Source organism: Massilia mucilaginosa, assembly GCF_011682145.1.
Classification (GTDB): Bacteria; Pseudomonadota; Gammaproteobacteria; order Burkholderiales; family Burkholderiaceae_D; genus Telluria_A; species Telluria_A mucilaginosa.
The window spans coordinates 17,115-35,110 of sequence record NZ_WHJH01000030.1 but is presented as its reverse complement, the minus strand read 5'-3'; the positions used below and the strand labels follow the sequence as shown (position 1 = coordinate 35,110).

Below are 17,996 nucleotides of genomic sequence, written 5' to 3'. Positions count from 1 at the left end.
CCCCGCGACGCGCTTCAGGCGTCGAGCTTCAGGAACACGTCGCGGTCGGGGGCGAAGCTGGCGTACAGCGGCAGCAACGCCCCGCCCAGGGCGCGGGCATCCGAGCCGATCATGCCCGCCAGGACCTGGGGCCGCTCCACGCCCTCCCAGTTATAGTTCTCCAGCGACCTGGCGACGGCGCCCATCAACTGGTCCAGCAAGGCGCGCGTGCACGAGCCATCGATGATCACGCCCTCCAGGTCGAGCAGGCAAGTGGCGCTGGTGACCGCCATCGCGATCGCCGCCCCCGCCTGCTCGGTCCAGGCCGCGCTGTGCCCGGCCCACGGCGCCTGGGTCGCGCGCTCGTCGTAGGCGGCCATCGGATCGATGCCGGCCTGTTCGCACGCCAGTTCCAGTCCCAGCAATGAAGCCGTACTGAGCAACTGGGCCGGTGCTTCGGCGCCGCGCGCGGCCACCCCGACCGGCAGCGAACCGATCGCGCCGGCATTCCCATGCAAGCCCGCGTGCAGCTTGCTGTCGATGACCAGGCCGCCGCCGATGAAGGTGTCGACGAACAGATACAGGAAGCTCTTGATGCTGCGGCCGCGTCCGGCGACCAGTTCGGCCACGCAGGCCGCCGCCGTATCCTTGGCAAACTGCACCGGCAGGCCGGTATCGGCTTCGATGCGGCGCGCGATGTCGAGCCGGTTCCAGCGCGCCGCCTGGTCGGGTGCGAGTTTCATCAAGCCCTGCCAGCGGTCCAGCGACAAGGGCGCGGCCGCCCCGATCCCGTTGATGCGGCCGCGCTGGGCCGGTTCCAGCGCCGCCTGCATCAGCTTGACCTGCCGCGCGATGGCGGTGAAGACCTCGTCCGGATCGGGCACGCGGTAGCTGAGCGAAAAACGCATGCGCACGGTGCCGACGAAATCGAGCAGGAGCACATCCAGGCTGCGCCGGCCGATCTTGACGCCGATCGAGAACGCGCCGTCGGGATTGAGCGCGATGGGCACCGATGGCTGGCCGATCTTGCCGCGCAGCGGCGCCAGCTTGATCACCAGGCCGTCTTCGTACAAGCGGTTGATGATCAGCGAAACAGTCTGGGTGCTGAGCGCGGTCAGGCGCGCCAGGTCCGCCTTCGGCATGCTGCCGTTCAGGCGTATCGCCTGCAGCACGACGCGCTCGTTAAACTGGCGCATGCCGGTCTGGTTAGAGCCGCGCGGGCGCAGGTGCTCGGCACTGGCGCCGTCATCAGCGAGCGCTGACGGTGAAATTTCCTGCATGTAGGCGCTCCCGGGCGCGTTCAAGCGGCCCTCGGTGATAGAGATATTGGTTAAATAGACATAGATAAAACTCATCAGACCGCGAGTCTGCACCATCGCGCCGGCATTGGCAACCTGCCGCCCGGCGCGACGCGCGCGCGACCTCAGCGCAGCAGCAAGTCGGCGCGCCGGCGCGTGGATTCAATCAGGCGCGCGTTCGGCTCGTCGGTCTGCTCGATCCATAGTCGCGCTTGCTCGACGCTGCTGCCGAAGCGCACATGGCGCTGTTCCAGGCGCTGCCTGCGCAGCAGCGGATCGGGATCGACGTACCAGGCCAGGTCGAGCAAGGCGCGCACCTCGCTCCAGTTGCCCTGGTCGAGCAATAGATAATTGCCTTCCGTGATCACCAGTTCGCACTCCGGCGCGACCGCGATCGCCCCCGCCACCGCTTCGTGCAGGTCGCGCCGGTAATCGGGCGCATAGATCACCTGCCCGGGCCGGCGCTGGCGCAGGCGCTGCAGCAGCGCCACGTAACCGGCGCTGTCGAAGGTGTCTGCGGCGCCCTTGCGCGCGGCCAGCCCCAGCCGCTCCAATTCGCTGCCGGCCAGGTGAAAGCCGTCCATCGGCACCACCACTGCGCGCCCGGGCAGGGCGTGCGCCAACGCTTGGGCCAAGCTCGATTTACCGGCGCCGGGCGGGCCGGCCAGGCCGAGGATCAGGCGGCGCCCGGGTTCGAGGGCCAGCCTGGTGTGCAGCAGCGCCAGCAAGGAATCGGGCGCGGCATCGTGCATGGGGGGAGTGCTCAAAGAATTCCTCTGGCGATAAACAAGTGAATGAACAAGCAGCCTTGCGCTGGCAGCCGGCGCGGCGCTCACTGGACCGTCATCCTAGCGCGCTTCGGGCAAGTTCGCCACGATTAAATAAAACAGCTTGATTTATTAATTATCTCATACTATATTTGTCGTGGCGCCGCTCACCGGCCCTTCATATAAAAATTTCAGGAGACAGCATGCAACCAACTCACCGCATCGCGCTGGCCGTGATCGCGTCCACCGCCGCCAGCACGTTCGCCACGGCCGCCGCCGCCCAACCCATCGTCGGCCTGATCACCAAGACCGAGACCAACCCCTTCTTCGTCAAGATGAAGGAAGGCGCGCAACGCACCGCCAGCGCCAAGGGCGCCAAGCTGCTGACGGCGGCCGGCAAGTCGGATGGCGATAACGCGGGCCAGGTGACGGCCATCGAAAACATGGTGCTGGCCGGCGCCAAGGCGATTTTAATCGCTCCCAACGATTCGAAGGCGATCGTGCCGGCAATCAAGAAAGCGCGCGCCCAAGGCGTGCTGGTGATCGCGCTCGACAGCCCGGCCGACCCGCAGGACGCGACCGATGCCTTGTTCGCCACCGATAACTACAAGGCGGGGCTGCTGATCGGCCAATACGCCAAGGCCGCCTTCAACGGCAAGCAGGCCAGCATCGCCACGCTCGACCTGTTCCCCGGCCATCCGGTCGGCATCGCCCGCCACAACGGCTTCCTGGCCGGTTTCGGCGCACCTGGAATCAGCGCTAAAACGGTGCAACTGGCCAAGCCTGCCAACGTCGTGTGCATGGCCGACAGCTACGGCGACCAGGGCAAGGGCCAGACCGCGATGGAAAACTGCCTGCAGAAGAACCCAGGCATCAACCTCGTCTACACCATCAACGAACCGGCCGCGGCCGGCGCGTACAAGGCGCTCAAGGCGCTCGGCCGGGAAAAGGACGTGATGATCGTCTCGGTGGACGGCGGCTGCACCGGGGTGCGCGACGTCAAGGCCGGCATCATCGCCGCGACCGCGCAACAGTATCCCCTGAAGATGGCCGAACTGGCGGTCGCGGCCGGAGTCGACTATGCCAACACCGGCAAGAAAATCAGCGGTTATGTCGATACCGGGGTCACCCTGATCAGCGACAAGAAAATGGCAGCCCAGGACAGCAAGGATAGCGCCTTCGGCCTGACTTCCTGCTGGGGAAAATAATCCAGGGGTGGCACCGCCACCCTTCCCCTGCCCGGCCCGTACAGACTGCGCGGGCACGCTGCTCGCCTACCTAGGAACGCTTATGACCTCCCGTATCAAACAGGCGCTGCCGGCCATGACGGTGCTCGGCCCCGTCATGGCCCTGCTCGCCGCCATCGTTTTCTTCAGCACCCAGAGCGACCGCTTCCTGAGCGGCCAGAATTTTTCGTTGATCCTGCAGCAGGTGATGGTGCTGGGCGTGATCGCCATCGGCCAGACCCTGATCATCCTGACCGCCGGGATCGACCTGTCCTGCGGCATGGCCATGGCGCTCGGCTCCGTGGTCACGACCAAGTTCGCGGTCGATTACGGCCTGCCGCCCTCGCTCGCGATCCTGTGCGGCATGCTGGTGTGCGTGCTGATCGGCTTCGTCAACGGCGCCCTGGTCACCTCGATCAAGCTGCCGCCCTTCATCGTGACCCTGGGAACGATGAACATCGCGTTCGCCGTCACCCAGATTTACTCGCAATCCCAAACCGTCACCGGCATCCCGGATGCGATGACGTTCTTCGGCAATACCTTCCACCTCGGCGGCACCGTGGTCACCTACGGCACCGTGCTGATGCTCGCGCTGTATGTGCTGACCTGGCTGTTCCTGCGCGAGACCGCGCCGGGACGCCACCTTTACGCCGTCGGCAACAATCCCGAGGCGGCGCGCCTGACCGGCATCGCCACCGGCCGCGTGCTGCTGGGGGTGTACATGGTGGCGGGCCTGTTCTACGGCATCGCCGCGCTGCTGTCGGTGGCGCGCATGGGCGTGGGCGACCCGCAGGGCGGCCAGACCGATAACCTCGACAGTATTACCGCCGTGGTGCTGGGCGGCACCAGCCTGTTCGGCGGACGCGGCTCCATCATCGGCACCTTCGTCGGCGTGCTGATCGTGGGCGTGTTCCGCAACGGCTTGACCCTGATGGGCGTGCCCTCGGTCTACCAGATCCTGGTGACCGGCATCCTGGTGATCCTGGCCGTGGCCACCGACCAATTGACGCATAAGAAAGGCTGACCATGTCCATCTCCACTGCACCGGTCGTGTTCCAGGCGCGCGGCCTGGTCAAGCGCTACGGCGGCGTGACCGCCCTCGACGGCACCGATTTCGACTTGCGCGCCGGCGAGATCCTGGCCATCATCGGCGACAACGGCGCCGGCAAATCCTCCCTGATCAAGGCGTTGTCGGGCGCCCTGGTGCCCGACGAAGGCAGCTTGCACCTGGATGGCCAGCAGCTGCGCATGAAGTCGCCGATCGACGCGCGCCGCCACGGCATCGAGACCGTGTACCAGGATCTGGCGGTGGCGCCGGCGATGACGATCGCGGAAAACCTGTTCCTCGGGCGCGAGCTGCTGCGTCCCGGCCTGCTCGGCAAATACCTGCGCCTGATCGACAAGAAACGCATGCTGGCCGAAGCGGCCGCGCACATGCAGGACCTGAAGATCGGCATCCGCTCCATGAACCAGCCCGTCGGCACCCTGTCGGGCGGCCAGCGCCAAGGGGTGGCGGTGGCGCGCAGCACCGCCTTCGCGCGTCACGTGGTGATCCTGGACGAGCCGACGGCCGCCCTCGGCGTCAAGGAAGGCAATATGGTGCTCGACATGATACGCCGGGTGCGCGAGCGCGGCCTGCCGGTGATCCTGATCAGTCACAACATGCCGCACGTGTTCGAGATTGCCGACCGCATCCATATCCAGCGGCTGGGCAAGCGCGTGGCGGTGGTCAACCCGCGCCAGATCAGCATGTCCGACACGGTGGCGGTGATGACCGGCGCCAAGGAACCGAGCGAGCTTGCGGAGCTGGCCCATGCTTAAGAATATCGATCCGCTCCTGAGCCCCGACCTGCTGAAGGTGCTGGCCGAGATGGGCCATGGCGACACCGTGGCCGTGGTCGACGCCAACTTCACCGCCACCACCCTGGGCCGGGGCAAGCCCGTGGTGCGCCTGCCCGGCGTCGGCCTGGAGCGCGCCTGCGCCGCCGTGCTGTCGGTGTTCCCGCTCGACCTGCCCGGCCAGCCGGTCGCCTTCATGGCAGTCGGGGAGCGGCCGCCGCACTATCGCTCACCCTTGCAGCAAGACGTCATCGCCCTGTGCGCCAGCGCGGCCCAGGCCGGGCCGGGGCAGTGCGAAGCGGTCGAACGCTTTGCCTTCTACGAACTGGTGAAACGGGCCTACGCCATCGTGCAGACGGGGGAAATGCAGCCTTACGCCAATTTTCTGTTCAGCAAAGGCGTGATCGCCGCCTCCCCCCATCAGGAGCAGCCATGATCGTGACCTTCGGCGAAGCCTTGGTGGACATGATACAAATGCCCGACGGCAGGTTCGCGGCCGCGCTCGGCGGTTCGGTCTGCAATTTCACCTTGGCCGCAGCGCGCCAGTCGCTGGCGCTGACCTATCTCAATCCGCTGTCGCAGGACGCTTTCGGGCAAGGTTTCGCCGATCTCCTGGAGCGGGCCGGCGTGACCCTGGGCAGCAGGCAGCGCAGCGCATGCCCCACGTCGCTGGCCATCGTCACCCTCGATGCCGACAAGACGCCGAGCTATGCGTTCCACCGCCAGGGGGTGGCCGACCGCGACATCACGCCGCGGCAGGCCTGCGCGGCGCTGCCGCAGGGCGCGCGCCTGTTCCATACCGGTGGCCTGACCCTGGTGCCGGACGACCTCGACACCACCCTGACGCTGATCCTCGCGGCGCGCGACACGGGCGCCCTGATTTCGATCGATGCCAACATGCGGCCGTTGGCCTGCGCCGACCTGCCGCGCTACGCAGCCGGCGTGCGGGCGGTGCTGCGGCACGCCGACCTGATCAAGGTGAGCGAGGAAGACCTGGTGCACCTGGGCTTCGGCGGGCGCGACCCGCTGGCCTTGGCAAGCGCCCTGTTCGACACCTTGCCGGTGCGCCTGATTGCGCTGACCTTGGGGGCGCAAGGCGCGGTACTGCTGACGCGAACGGCGTCGGCCAGCATCGCGACACCACCAGGCCTGGCCGTGGTCGATACGGTCGGTTGCGGCGATTGCTTTCTGGCCGGCCTGGTCGCCAGCCTGGGCAATCAGGGCCTGCTGTCGGCCGAGGCGCTGGACAGCGTCGCGGGGCCGGCGCTGGAACGGGCGGGCCGCTACGCTGTCGCTGCCGCCAGCCTGAACGCTACGCGTGAAGGCTGCAATCCGCCGGCGGCGGCGGAGGTGGCGGCCTTCTTGCGCGAGAGATGGTGCGGCTAGCGGGCATGCGCTGGACAGTGGAGGAATGCTTCGAGGCGGCCAAGGGTGAAGTCGGGCTGGACCAGTATGAAGTGCGCAGCTGGCACGGCTGGCACCGGCATATTGCGCATGGAGGTACGTCCCCGGTCTGATCGCCGTCATTGGGTGCTCTCTCTGGCGACGGCGGCACCAGGCCGTGGCCATAGCCTGCCACTACAAGCGCCGAGGTGAAAACTTACAACTGTAGTATCAGCGGGACGCTGCGCCGTTTAGCGCAGCGCGATCAGCAGCGCCGCCACGCCGATCGCGGCCAGCGGCAAGCCATTCATCAGCAGCGCCATCCAGCCAAGCCAGCCGCGCGTAGCGGCCGGTGCGAGCGCCAGCGCGGCCAGCACCACGCCGGCCAGGCATCCCATACCGAGCACGATGACGCCCTGCCCCACGCAGCGCATGCCGAAGTCGCCGCAGCCGCCGGTCCATCCCGACAACGTCCCGCGCGTGACGAGAATCGCCAGCGCGTAAGCCAGCAAGGCAACGCCAATGCTCGCCAACGCAAAATGAGCGCTCTTCATTCGATCCCTTTTCGTGTGGTTTGCATGGACTGCACAGGCATGGTACTTCCCATCCCTGCCGCTGGCAAAGCAAATCTCGCCCACACTATAGACAATGCTGTCTAGGACGGGATCGCGGGAGGCGAAGGACAAGCGGCATTTTCCGGGACGGCCGGATTTTTCGTTAGACACGAAAGTCTAGATGCGCTAACCTGAGGCCTGTCATTCAACCAGTACCGCGCCATGCCGACACTTCCCGCCCCGCCCAAGCCGACAGCGGCCGAACTCGATCTTCTGCAAACCCTGTGGCCACTCGGCGCGGCCACCGCCAAGCAGGTGCACCAGGCCATCCTCAAGGAACGGCCCGACGTGACTTACGCAACGGTGCTGCGCCTGATGCAGATCATGCACACCAAGGGCCTGCTGATCCGCGACGAAAGCGAGCGCTCGCACGTGTACGCGCCGGCGCAGGCGCAGGATTCGCTGCAGACCAACCTGCTCAAGGACCTGATCCAGAAAGCCTTTTCCGGCTCGGCCAAGGCATTGGTCATGGCCGCCCTGCGCAGCGGCATCAGCAAGAAAGAGCGCGAAGAGATCGAAAACATGCTCAAGGAAGAAGACAAATGACGGCGTCCCTGATCGACAGCATCGGCTGGACCCTGCTTCACTTCACCTGGCAAGGCTTGCTGATCGGCTCTACCTGCGCCATCCTGCTGGCCCTGATGCGCAACAGCCGGCCCGAATACCGCTACAACCTCGCCTGCGCGGCGCTGCTGGCCTGCGTGCTGTGGCCCGCCGCCGAACTGACGCTGCGCCTGCAGGACGGCGGCGCCGGCGTGGCAAGCATGCGTTTCAGCGATCGGATGAGTGCTGCCGCGCGCGGCGGCGACGCCGGCCTGGCCGCATGGCTGCAGGATCAGCTGCTGTGGATCGTCGGTTTCTGGTCGGTGTGCGCCGCGCTGCTGGCGCTGCGCATGGCGGCCGGGCTGGCATGGATCCGGCACGCCACCGGCGCCCCGCTGGCGGGCCCCGAATGGCAGGCGCGCGCGGGGCGCATGGCCGCGTCCTTTGGCGTCACGCGCACGGTGCGCGTGCGCGTGCTCGGGAACCTGGACAGCCCGCTGACCATCGGCTCGCTCCGTCCGCTGGTGCTCATGCCCGCCTCGCTCATGAGCGGCATGCCGGCCGACCTGCTCGAAGCGCTGCTGGCGCACGAAATGGCGCACGTCAGGCGCTTCGACTACCTGGTCAACCTGGGCCAGAACGCGGCCGAGATCGTGCTGTTCTATCACCCGGCGGTGTGGTGGATTTCGGGCCGCATCCGGGTCGAACGCGAACAGATCGCCGACGACCTGGCGGCGCGCCACCTGGGCGAACCGCGCCGCCTGGCGCGCGCCCTGTCGGAACTCGAACGCCTGCAGTTCTCGGGACACCACCTGGCCGTGGCGGCCAGCGGCGGCGACCTGGTGGCGCGCGTGCGGCGCCTGGTCAAGCCGCACCGCCAGGCGCTCGACTGGAAAGCCGCCCTGCCCGCGCTGGGACTGGCCGCCGCCTGTTTCAGCCTGTACGCGCATGCCAGCACCGAGCGCGCCAGCCTCCAACCGGTGCTGGCAAGTGTCAAGCCGGTGGCCGATTTTTCCAGCTGCGCCAAGCCGCGATGGCCGCAGGCGTCGCTCCTGGCTGAACATACTGGCACGGTCACGCTCTCGTTCAAGGTCGGCACCGACGGCCGCGTGACCGCCTCGCGCGTGAAGCAATCGAGCGGCCATGCGCTGCTCGACGAAGCCGCGCGCGAGGGCATCATGAAATGCCAGTTCAGCGCCGGCACGCACAAGGGCAAGCCGGTGCCATCCTGGATGGACATGCAATACGTGTGGAGCCTCAAGTAGCCTAAACCGCCGTGATCGAGCGCGCGATCGCGTCCAGCGCCACCGTGTGCTGCACGCCGCCGCGCTTGACCGCCTCCTTGGGCATGCCGTACACCACGCAGCTCGCCTCGTCCTGGGCGATGGTGCGCGCGCCGGCGCTGCGCATCTCGAACAGGCCGGCGGCGCCATCGTCGCCCATGCCGGTCATGATGATCCCGGTCGCATTCGGCCCGGCGCACTTGGCCACCGAGCGAAACAGCACATCGACCGACGGCCGGTGACGGTTCACCAGCGGGCCATCGACCACATCGACCACGTATTGCGCGCCGCTGCGCCGCATCAGCATGTGCTTGCCGCCGGGCGCGATCAGGGCCTGCCCCGGCAGCACGCGCATATTGTGCGCCGCTTCCACCACCGTGATGCGGCACACGCTGTTCAAGCGCTCGGCGAAGGCCGCCGTGAATTTTTCGGGCATGTGCTGGACCACCACGATGCCGGGCGCGGTGCGCGGCAGCGCCGCCAGCACCACTTCGAGCGCCTGGGTGCCGCCGGTCGAGGTGCCGATCGCCACCACCCGTTCGGTGGTCTGGATCAAGGTGCCGGAAGCGCCCGGCGCGATCACCGCATCGGCATTGAGCTTGGCCGCCGGCTGCAAGGGCGCGGCCGGCGCCGGCGGACGGCGTCCGGCCAGCGCCGCCACATTGACCCGCGCCGCGCCCAGCACCGCGCTGGTCAGGTCGTCCGACGCCGCGCTCAGGAACGACTTCAGGCCCAGCTTGGGCTTCTGGATGATCGCCACCGCGCCGGCGGCCAGCGCGTCGATGGTCACGCGCGCCCCGGCCTCGGTCAGGGTCGAGCAGATGATCACCGGCGTGGGCCGCTCGGTCATGATCTTGCGCAGAAAGGTCAGGCCATCCATCTTCGGCATTTCCAGGTCCAGCACGATCACGTCCGGCCACTGGCGGCGCATGTACTCGATCGCCAGTATCGGGTCGGCCGCCGCGCCCATGACCTCGATGCGCGGGTCGGCGCCAAGCACTCCGGCCACCACCTGGCGCACCACCGCCGAATCGTCGACGATCAATACCTTGATGCGGTTCATTGCTCCACTTTCTCGAATTGGCGCGACCAGACGTCGCCGCTGGCGATGTCGAAGATGATCTGGCGGTGGCCGACGCCGTACAGACAGGCCGACAGCACCGGGATCGCGTACCCGGCCAGCAGCGCGCGTGCTTCCGCGCCGTTTTGCATGCCGATGGCGGGATGCGCCGACCGGCGGCTCGGGAACATGTTCCCTCCCCCGAAAATCTTGGCCTGGCATGCGCTGCCCTCCACGCCCTGCGCGCGCAGCCCGGCGAGCATCAGGTCGAGCGCATCGTTGCCGTAGCGGGCGTCCGGCTCCGTTCCCTTGCTGCGGCCCGGCAGCAAAAAATGCGACATCGCCCCGATGCGCGCTTGCGGCTGCCACAAGGTGATCGACACGCACGAGCCGAGCAGGGTCCGTACGCGACACTCCGCATCGCCGACGAAAAAATCACCGGGCTGCAAAAAGATGTCGATCACGCTCGCCTCAAGCATGCATTCACGCCCTCACGTAGATCGACGGGGCCAGCGACTTGACCATGGCCCCGGTGTCGCTGAGCGACTCGGCAAGGCCGATCACCAGGCAGCCGTGCGGTTTGAGCAAGGCACCGATGCGGTCGACCACCTGGCGCTTGGTGTCGCCGTTAAAATAGATCATCACGTTGCGCAAAAAGACCATGTCGAACTGGCCCAGTTGCGGCAGCGCCGTGTTCAGGTTGATCTGGCCAAACCGCACGCGCCGCCGCAGGCTCGCCTCGACCAGCATGGTGCCTTCCTGCGTGTCCTGGCCTTTCAGGCAGTACTTGCGCAGCAGCGGCTGCGGAATATGGCGCGCGCGCTCCATCGGATAGTGGCCGATGCGGGCCTTGTGCAGCACCTTGGTGCAGATATCCGAGCCCATGATTTCCCACGGCCGCTCGCCCAGGCACTCGGCCAGCACCATGGCAATGCTGTAGCATTCCTCGCCGCTCGAACAGGCCGCGCTCCACACCCGGAACGTGTCGCCGCGCGGGCGCTGCGTGCCGAGGGCGCGTTCGCGCAGCAGGTCGAAATGCTTCGCTTCGCGGAAAAAATAGGTCTCATTGGTGGTCAGGAGGTCGATCGCTTCCTGCACCTCGTCCTTGTGCGCCCCGCTGTCGAGCAGGCGAAAATACTCGCCGTAGCTGGCCACGCCGCAGTGCGCCAGGCGCTTGGCCAGGCGTCCGCTGACCAGCGCCTTTTTCGCGTCCGACAGGGTGATGCCGGCGGCGTTGTAGATAAAACGCTGGAACTGGACGAATTCGGCCTGGCTGATGCCGGGCCGCGCAAGCTGGTGCGAGTGGGCCGCCATCTATTGGTCCGGCGCGGCCAGCGCCGCATCGTCGGTCTGCAGGCCGGCGAACACCTGGCCGATTTCGAGCAGGATCACGAAGCGGCCGTTGATCTTGCCCATGCCGGCAATGTAGTCGTTGCGGATATGGGCGCCGAAGGCCGGCGGCGGTTCGATGTCGCTGGCGGCGATCTCGAGCACCGCGTTGACGGCGTCGACCACCACCCCGATCACCTGGCGCTCGCCGTCCTCTTCGATCTCGACGATGATGATGCAGGTGCGCTTGGTGACCGGCGTGGACGGCCGCCCGAAACGCACCGACAGGTCCATCACGGTCACCACCGAGCCGCGCAGGTTGATCACCCCGCGAATGCAGTCAGACATCATCGGCACGTCGGTCAGACTGGTGTACTCGATGATCTCCTTGACGCCCAGGATGCCGATGGCGAAGGTCTCGCCACCCAGGGTGAAGGTCAGGTACTGCGTCGGCGCGGGCGCCGCTGGCACCGCGCTGGCCGCGGCCCTGGCCCGATTCTGGATCAGTTGATTCATGCTGCCCCCGCTCAGAACTTGGTGAAATCGGCTTCATCGGGCGCACCGGCCGCCGCCGGCGCCAGGGTCAGGCCGGAGGCGAAGCGGGTCGGCGCCGGCTTGGCCGTGGCGCGCCTGCCCGGTGCGGCCGGCTTGACCGGTTTGCTGCGCGTGGCGGCGCCGGCGTCGCGCGCCAGGCGGAAGAAGCTCATGGTCTGCTGCAGCTGCTCGGCCTGGCCGCTCAGTTCTTCGGCGGTGGCGGCCAGTTCTTCCGAACTCGATGCATTCTGCTGGGTCGCCATGCTGAGTTGACCGATGGCCGAATTGATCTGGCTCACACCGGTCGACTGTTCTTCCGAGGCGGCCGTGATTTCCTGCACCAGGTCGGAGGTCTTCTTGATGTTCGGGACCATTTCGTCGAGCAGCTTGCCGGCGCGCTGCGCCAGTTCCACGCTGCTGCTGGCCACGCTGCTGATTTCCTGCGCCGCCACCTGGCTGCGTTCGGCCAGCTTGCGCACTTCGGCCGCCACCACCGCAAAGCCCTTGCCGTGTTCACCGGCGCGCGCCGCTTCGATCGCCGCGTTCAGCGCCAGCAGGTTGGTCTGGTAAGCGATGTCGTCGATGATGCCGATTTTCTGGGCGATCTGGTTCATCGCGCCGGCGGTCGCTTTCACCGCCTCGCCGCCTTCGACCGCGCCTTCGGCCGAACGCGAGGCCATGCCGTCGGTGACCTTGGCGTTTTCGGTGTTCTGGCTGATCGAGGCCGTCATCTGCTCGATCGAGGCGCTGGTTTGCTCAACCCCGGCGGCCTGCTCGCTGGCCGATTGCGACAGGGCCTGCGCTGTGGCGCTCACTTCCTCGGAGGCGCTGGCCACCGCTTCGGCCGAGCTGTTCGCTTCGGTGACGATGCGCACCAGGCTCTCGTTCATGTTCTTCATGGCGCGCAGCAGCTTGCCCGTTTCGTCGGTGGTGCTCACTTCGATGTCGCTGGTCAGGTCGCCGCTGGCGACTTTTTCGGCCAGGGCGACGGCCACGTTGATCGGCTTGGTGATCGAACGGGTGATCAGGAAGGCGAACAGCAGGCCGGCGACGCTGGCGCCGACGCCCAGGGCAATCAACTCGGTGCGCGCGGACTCGTAGCTTTTGCGCGCATCGACCGAGGCCTGGTCGCTGCGTTTTTGCTCCAGTTCGATCAAGCCGCTCAACTCGCCGAGCCACTTGTTCTGCAAAGGACGGACGTCATGGATCATGACCTTGATCGCTTCGTCGCTCTTGCCGGCCTGGCCCAGCGCCAGCGCCTTGCCCATCACCGGCAGGATCGCCGCTTCGGCTTCCCTGATGCGGCCCAGGAAGGCTTTTTCCTCGGGCGAGGTGTCGGCCAGGTCGTTGAACATCTTGGCCAGCTTGACCTCGGTCTCGTCGTATTTGTCTTTCTGGCGCTTGATACGCTCGACTTCGGGCGCCATCTCGTTGGCATCGTTGAGCAAGGCCACGTTACGCAAGGCCAGCATGCGGTCGGTGACGGTCACCCGCATCGCGGTGGCCAGCGCCATTTCGACGTTATTGACCTCGACGATGCGTTCCAGGCTGCCCTGGACGTTGGCCATGCGGTTCATGGCCAGCAGCACGCAGGCGATCAGCAGGGCCAGCACCAGGCCGAATCCGGCGGCCAGGCGCACGCCGATGTTCAGGTTTCCAAATTTCATAATCTCACTCCTTGTTTAGGTAATTCCGGTGTCTCTTGAAAGAGCACTCACTACACGTTGACGCGGCTGGCCTGACTCAGTTCATGAGCGCCTCGGCTTGAGGCGCCGCCGCTGCGGGAGCCGCGCGCAGCAGCGCCGGCACGTCGAGGATCAGCGCCACTTCGCCGCTGCCCAAAATGCTCGACCCGCTGATGCAGTCGAGCTTTTGAAAGAGTTTGCCGAGCGGTTTGATGACGGTCTGCGATTCGCCGAGCAGGGTGTCGACCACCAGCCCCACCCTCTGGCCGGCGTACTTGACCACCACCACGCTCTGGCGCGGGCCGGGCACGCCGTCGACGGCGAACAGCTGGCGCAGGCGCAGCAAGGGCAGGATCTGGCCGCGCAGGTCGGCGAAATCGTGGCCCGGTTCGGCGCGCAGTTCCACGCATTCGTCGACCATGTCGAGCGGGATCACGAACACCGAGCGCCCCACCCCGACCTGGAAGCCGTTGATGATGGCCAGGGTGAGCGGCAGGCGCACCGTGACCGTGGTGCCCATGCCTTCGATGCTGTCGATCGCGACCGTGCCGCGCAGCGCGGTGATGTTGCGCTTGACGACATCCATGCCGACCCCGCGCCCGGACAGGTTGGTGACTTTCTCGGCGGTCGAAAAACCCGGTTCGAACACCAGCGCGAACACTTCCGGATCGGACAGCACGCGGCCCGCTTCGACCAGGCCGCGCTCGACGGCCTTGGCCAGGATGCGCTCGCGGTTCAAGCCGCCGCCGTCGTCGGCCACCTCGATCACGATCGTGCCCGAGTCGTGGTAGGCATGCAGGGCGATGGCGCCGGCCGCCGGCTTGCCGCGCGCGAGGCGCAGCTCGGCCGGCTCGATCCCGTGGTCCATGGCGTTGCGCACCAGGTGGGTGAGCGGGTCGCCGATTTTCTCGACCACGGTCTTATCGAGCTCGGTGTCTTCGCCGCTCACGTGCAGGGCGATGTCCTTGCCCAGTTCGCGCGCCACGTCGTGCACCACGCGCTGGAAGCGGTTGAAGGTGGCGCCGATCTTCACCATGCGCAGTTGCAGCGCGCTGTTGCGCACTTCTTCCACCAGCGCCGACAGGGTCGAGCTGCATTCCTGGAACTGCACGTTGCGGGCGCGCCGCGCAATCAGGTTGGCGCTGGCGGTGGTGATGATCAATTCGCCGACCAGGTTGATCAGGCGGTCGAGTTTTTCGGCGTCGACCCGGATGCTGCTGCCATCGAGGCCACGGGCGTCGCGCGCCTTGCCCTGGCGCGCCAGCGCCGCTTCGACCACCGGCGCGGCGGCGGCGCCCTGGGCGATCAGGATTTCGCCGATCGGCCGGTTGCCGTCGCCGCTGGCCTGCTCGTGCAGCGCGCTGGCCAGCTCGGCGCGCGTGACGCTGCCGGTGCGCACCAGGGTGTCGCCCAGGCGCTCCGGCGTGTCCGGGCTCGCTTCGATCTGGCGGATCGCGTCCGACACCGTGCTGGCCGGCGGCGCGATCGCGATGTGGCAGTCGTCGCGCACGAATTCGAACGCGCCTTCGATGTCGGCCTTGCTGGCGGCGCTGCGCAGGCCAATCTCGAAGCCGAGGTAGCAGCATTCGGGGTCCATCTCGGCCAGCGGCGGCAGCGTGTCGGCCAGCGTCTCGATGCGTTCGATGGCGCCCAGGGTGCCGAGGTAGCGCAGGAAGGACATCGGGTCCATGCCGTTGCACAGCACCGGCGGGCCGAAACGCAGGGAGATGTGCCACAGGTCGCTGGCCGGCTGCGGCGCCGCCGCGCACGGCGCCAGATAGCGCTGCAGGCGCACCAGCAAGGGTTTGCCGGCCTCGGTCAGGGACAGGTCTTCGGCCAGTCCCTCGCTTTGCACGGTGGCCATCAAGAGGCCCAGATGGTCGCGGCAGGACAGCAGCAGCGCCACCAGGTCCGGATCGAGCGGGCAGTCGCCGGTGCGCACCACGTCGAGCACGCTTTCGGCCACGTGGGTAAAAGCGACGATGTGATCGAGCCCGAACAGGCCGGCCGAGCCCTTGATGGTGTGGGCGGCGCGGAAGATGGCGTTGACCGCTTCGCCATCGGCTCCCGCTCCACTATCGCCGATCGACAGCAGCGCCGCCTCCATGTCTTGCAGCAGCTCGCCGCATTCGGCGATAAAGGTGACCAGCGCGTCATCGAGTGTCATGCGAGCCTCGCCTCAGTTGGCGTTGATGAAACGGGGCGCGAGCTGCGCATCGAGCCCGAGCAGCGCAAACGCTTCCTGCACGGCGGCGCTGTGGCCGGCCAGGTGCAGCGGCATGCCCTGCGCGCCGGCATGGCGCATGGCTGCCAGCAGCAGCTGCACGCCGGCGCTGTCGACTTCGCACACGTCGCTCAGGTCGAGCGTGAGCGGATCGCGCGCCACCAGCGCGTCGATCAGGGTTTGCCTGAGCTGGGCCGCGCTGTAGATGGTCAGTTCCGGCTCCAGCCGAAGCACGCGGGCGTCCACTGCGCCACTCATGGCAGGATCAGCTTTTGCACGGCGCCCAGCAGCACGTCCGGTTTGAACGGCTTGACCACCCAGGCCTTGGCGCCGGCGGCCTGGCCTTCGCGCTTCTTTTCCTCGGCCGATTCGGTGGTGAGCATGATCACCGGCGTGAAGCGGTAGTTGGGCAGCAGCTTGACCTGCTTGACGAAGCTGATGCCGTCCATGTTCGGCATGTTGACGTCGCTGATGATCAGGTGCACCTTGCGCCCGTCCAGCCGGGTCAGCGCATCCTTGCCGTCGCAGCCTTCGATCACTTCATAGCCTGCGCCACGCAAGGTGATGCCGATCACCTGGCGCACCGAACTCGAATCGTCGACGATCATGATTGTCTTTGCCATGGTTCCCTCTTGTCTTATCGTTGTCTTGCTGTTGTTGAAATCAGAAAAACGTCACTTCGTCGTCGGCCGCCGCGGCAGCGGCCGGCGCGGCGTGCGCGTGGTGCTCCTCGGCCATGGTGTAGCGGGTTCCCAGTTCGCCCAGCCACTGCTGCGCGCCCGGCAGCGCCGCGCCCTCGTCCACGGTCTGCCGCATGCGCAGCATGTCGGCGCTGACCACTTCGAGGATCTGGCGGATGCGGTCCTGGAACTGCAGCGCCACCAGCAGTTCGGCGACGTCGCCGCGCAGGGCGCCGCCCTTGTTCTTCATCGATTCGGTCGAGGCGGCCAGTTCGCGCACGTGCGAGAGCACGTCTTCCATCACGTGGCCCGACGAGACCATCGCTTCGCGGTCGCTCTCGTCGGCGCGCCCCGCCACTTCCAGGGTGGTGCGCATGGTGCTCGAGGCCAGGTTCATGCGGTCGGTGATGCGCTTGCCGATGTCCGACGAGGACGACGACAGGCGCCGCACTTCGGCCGCGATGACGGCGAAGCCGCGTCCCGCAGTGCCGGCGCGCGCGGCCTCGATCGAGGCGTTAATCGCCAGCATGTTGGTCTGGGCGGCGATCAGGCTCACTTCGGTCGACAGTTCTTTCAGCTCGGCGATGGTGTCCGACAGCGAACGCACGTGGCCCAGCAGGCCCGCCTTGCTGTCGATGACGCTCTGGAGCACCGCGATCACCGGTCCCAGTTCGCGCTGGCACAGGGTCAGGAGGCTGATGGCGGAGTCGCCGCCGCCGCTCTCGCCATGCGCGCCCTGGAAGCCGGCGGCGTCGAAGCGCGCCAGGATCGACGAGAACGAGGTAAGCAACTGGCCGATGGCTTCTTCGGACTGGCTGCGCACCGACGCCACATGGTGTTCCCAGACCGGCAGCACGTCGCCCAGCAGCGCCGCCAGCTGCGCGCCGTCCTGGGCCGGCGTGGCGGCGGCGGCGACGTCGATCGATGCCGGCGGCGCCGGCGCGCGCACGGCGCCCCAGGCGCAGGCGGCGGCCACCCCGGCCAGGGCCGACAGCTTCAGCCAGCTTGAGTCGCCCAGCAGCGGCAGGGCGGCGGCGGCGCAGGCGGCCAGCGCCGGCAGGTGGCGCCAGGCCAGCAGGCGGCGCGCGGGGGAATCGGAAAAATCGAGGGTCGAGGTTTGCATCATCGCTCCTACAGGGACCGGACCCTGGCCAGCAGGTCCGACAGCGCGGCCCTGGAGACCGGCTTGGTCATCACGCCGAGCACATTGAGGTGGTGGAAGCGCGCCATCAGCGCGGCCGAATTGAGGGTGCGCGCGTCCATCCCCGACAGCAGCACCACCGCGCCCTTGTAGCCGCTGGCGGCCATCGCCTCCATCACCTGGAAGCCGTCCTTGCCGGGCATGTGGATGTCGCAGATGACCACGTCGGGCATGCTGCGCCCGCCGTCCAGGGCGGCGACGCCGCGTTCGCCGTCGGCGGCCTGCGACACGCGCATGACGCCCATTTTGTTGAGCATGCTGCCCAGCAGTTCGAGCATGAAGGGGTCGTCGTCGACCAGCAGCACGTGCAACGCAGCGAGCGTGGTCGGAGTGGAGATGGCGGTCATGTTC

Annotated in this window: 21 protein-coding genes; 8 read left to right on the top strand and 13 right to left on the bottom strand. The window is 67.2% G+C overall.

Annotation, left to right across the window (positions count from 1 at the left end):
- Window positions 1-14: 14 nt before the first annotated feature.
- Entirely contained in the window at window positions 15-1,259 is a 1,245-nt protein-coding gene (locus tag F2P45_RS21305; protein WP_166879677.1) for an ROK family transcriptional regulator, read from the bottom strand.
- A 143-nt stretch (window positions 1,260-1,402) separates the two neighbouring features.
- Window positions 1,403-2,029 carry a nucleoside/nucleotide kinase family protein gene (locus F2P45_RS21300; RefSeq protein ID WP_166879792.1) on the bottom strand — a complete coding sequence of 209 codons (627 nt, stop codon included), beginning with the start codon at window positions 2,027-2,029 and terminating at the stop codon, window positions 1,403-1,405.
- 218 nt (window positions 2,030-2,247) lie between these two features.
- Here F2P45_RS21300 and F2P45_RS21295 point away from each other — a divergent pair, with 218 nt between their 5' ends.
- The 6 genes from F2P45_RS21295 (at window position 2,248) to F2P45_RS36800 (ending at window position 6,626) form a co-directional block, all read left to right on the top strand.
- Entirely contained in the window at window positions 2,248-3,252 is a 1,005-nt protein-coding gene (locus F2P45_RS21295; RefSeq protein WP_166879674.1) for a sugar ABC transporter substrate-binding protein, read from the top strand.
- An 82-nt stretch (window positions 3,253-3,334) separates the two neighbouring features.
- Window positions 3,335-4,294: an ABC transporter permease gene (locus F2P45_RS21290; protein WP_166879671.1), complete on the top strand. Its 960-nt coding sequence runs from the start codon at window positions 3,335-3,337 to the stop codon at window positions 4,292-4,294.
- Between the two features lie 2 nt (window positions 4,295-4,296).
- Entirely contained in the window at window positions 4,297-5,091 is a 795-nt protein-coding gene (locus F2P45_RS21285) for an ATP-binding cassette domain-containing protein (protein WP_166879668.1), read from the top strand.
- A complete protein-coding gene (locus tag F2P45_RS21280) occupies window positions 5,084-5,545 on the top strand; it encodes an RbsD/FucU family protein (RefSeq protein WP_166879666.1) in 462 nt (153 codons plus the stop codon). The genes F2P45_RS21285 and F2P45_RS21280 overlap by 8 nt, the downstream gene beginning before the upstream one ends.
- Window positions 5,542-6,495, top strand: coding sequence for a carbohydrate kinase family protein (locus F2P45_RS21275; RefSeq protein ID WP_166879662.1), 954 nt, complete (start codon window positions 5,542-5,544; stop codon window positions 6,493-6,495). The genes F2P45_RS21280 and F2P45_RS21275 overlap by 4 nt, the downstream gene beginning before the upstream one ends.
- Before the next feature lie 5 nt (window positions 6,496-6,500).
- Window positions 6,501-6,626: a hypothetical protein gene (locus F2P45_RS36800; protein ID WP_267877367.1), complete on the top strand. Its 126-nt coding sequence runs from the start codon at window positions 6,501-6,503 to the stop codon at window positions 6,624-6,626.
- Between the two features lie 117 nt (window positions 6,627-6,743).
- Here F2P45_RS36800 and F2P45_RS21270 read toward each other — a convergent pair whose 3' ends face one another.
- Window positions 6,744-7,046, bottom strand: coding sequence for a hypothetical protein (locus F2P45_RS21270; RefSeq protein ID WP_166879660.1), 303 nt, complete (start codon window positions 7,044-7,046; stop codon window positions 6,744-6,746).
- Between the two features lie 222 nt (window positions 7,047-7,268).
- Between F2P45_RS21270 and F2P45_RS21265 the strand changes: the two genes are divergently transcribed.
- Window positions 7,269-7,652 (top strand): BlaI/MecI/CopY family transcriptional regulator, encoded by a 384-nt coding sequence (locus F2P45_RS21265; protein ID WP_166879658.1) that lies wholly within the window; start codon window positions 7,269-7,271, stop codon window positions 7,650-7,652.
- Window positions 7,649-8,914: a M56 family metallopeptidase gene (locus F2P45_RS36795; protein ID WP_166879655.1), complete on the top strand. Its 1,266-nt coding sequence runs from the start codon at window positions 7,649-7,651 to the stop codon at window positions 8,912-8,914. The genes F2P45_RS21265 and F2P45_RS36795 overlap by 4 nt, the downstream gene beginning before the upstream one ends.
- Before the next feature lies 1 nt (window position 8,915).
- Here F2P45_RS36795 and F2P45_RS21255 read toward each other — a convergent pair whose 3' ends face one another.
- From F2P45_RS21255 to F2P45_RS21210, 10 genes are all read right to left on the bottom strand, one after another.
- Complete coding sequence (locus F2P45_RS21255) at window positions 8,916-9,995, bottom strand: protein-glutamate methylesterase/protein-glutamine glutaminase (RefSeq protein ID WP_166879653.1); 1,080 nt, start codon at window positions 9,993-9,995, stop codon at window positions 8,916-8,918.
- Window positions 9,992-10,471, bottom strand: a complete 480-nt coding sequence (locus F2P45_RS21250) for a chemotaxis protein CheD (protein ID WP_187367200.1) — start codon at window positions 10,469-10,471, stop codon at window positions 9,992-9,994. The genes F2P45_RS21255 and F2P45_RS21250 overlap by 4 nt, the downstream gene beginning before the upstream one ends.
- Before the next feature lie 4 nt (window positions 10,472-10,475).
- Complete coding sequence (locus F2P45_RS21245; RefSeq protein ID WP_166879651.1) at window positions 10,476-11,306, bottom strand: CheR family methyltransferase; 831 nt, start codon at window positions 11,304-11,306, stop codon at window positions 10,476-10,478.
- The gene (locus tag F2P45_RS21240) at window positions 11,307-11,837 is read right to left on the bottom strand and encodes a chemotaxis protein CheW (RefSeq protein ID WP_166879648.1); all 531 of its coding nucleotides are present in this window, start codon (window positions 11,835-11,837) and stop codon (window positions 11,307-11,309) included.
- Window positions 11,838-11,848: 11 nt separating this feature from the next.
- Complete coding sequence (locus F2P45_RS21235) at window positions 11,849-13,522, bottom strand: methyl-accepting chemotaxis protein (RefSeq protein WP_166879645.1); 1,674 nt, start codon at window positions 13,520-13,522, stop codon at window positions 11,849-11,851.
- Window positions 13,523-13,598: 76 nt separating this feature from the next.
- A complete protein-coding gene (locus F2P45_RS21230; RefSeq protein WP_166879643.1) occupies window positions 13,599-15,707 on the bottom strand; it encodes a chemotaxis protein CheA in 2,109 nt (702 codons plus the stop codon).
- Between the two features lie 12 nt (window positions 15,708-15,719).
- Window positions 15,720-16,022: an STAS domain-containing protein gene (locus F2P45_RS21225; RefSeq protein WP_188130195.1), complete on the bottom strand. Its 303-nt coding sequence runs from the start codon at window positions 16,020-16,022 to the stop codon at window positions 15,720-15,722.
- Window positions 16,019-16,387 (bottom strand): response regulator, encoded by a 369-nt coding sequence (locus tag F2P45_RS21220; protein ID WP_166879640.1) that lies wholly within the window; start codon window positions 16,385-16,387, stop codon window positions 16,019-16,021. The genes F2P45_RS21225 and F2P45_RS21220 overlap by 4 nt, the downstream gene beginning before the upstream one ends.
- A 40-nt stretch (window positions 16,388-16,427) precedes the next feature.
- Window positions 16,428-17,567 carry a methyl-accepting chemotaxis protein gene (locus tag F2P45_RS21215; protein WP_229505208.1) on the bottom strand — a complete coding sequence of 380 codons (1,140 nt, stop codon included), beginning with the start codon at window positions 17,565-17,567 and terminating at the stop codon, window positions 16,428-16,430.
- Between the two features lie 8 nt (window positions 17,568-17,575).
- Window positions 17,576-17,992 carry a response regulator gene (locus tag F2P45_RS21210; protein ID WP_166879636.1) on the bottom strand — a complete coding sequence of 139 codons (417 nt, stop codon included), beginning with the start codon at window positions 17,990-17,992 and terminating at the stop codon, window positions 17,576-17,578.
- Window positions 17,993-17,996 lie beyond the last annotated feature (4 nt).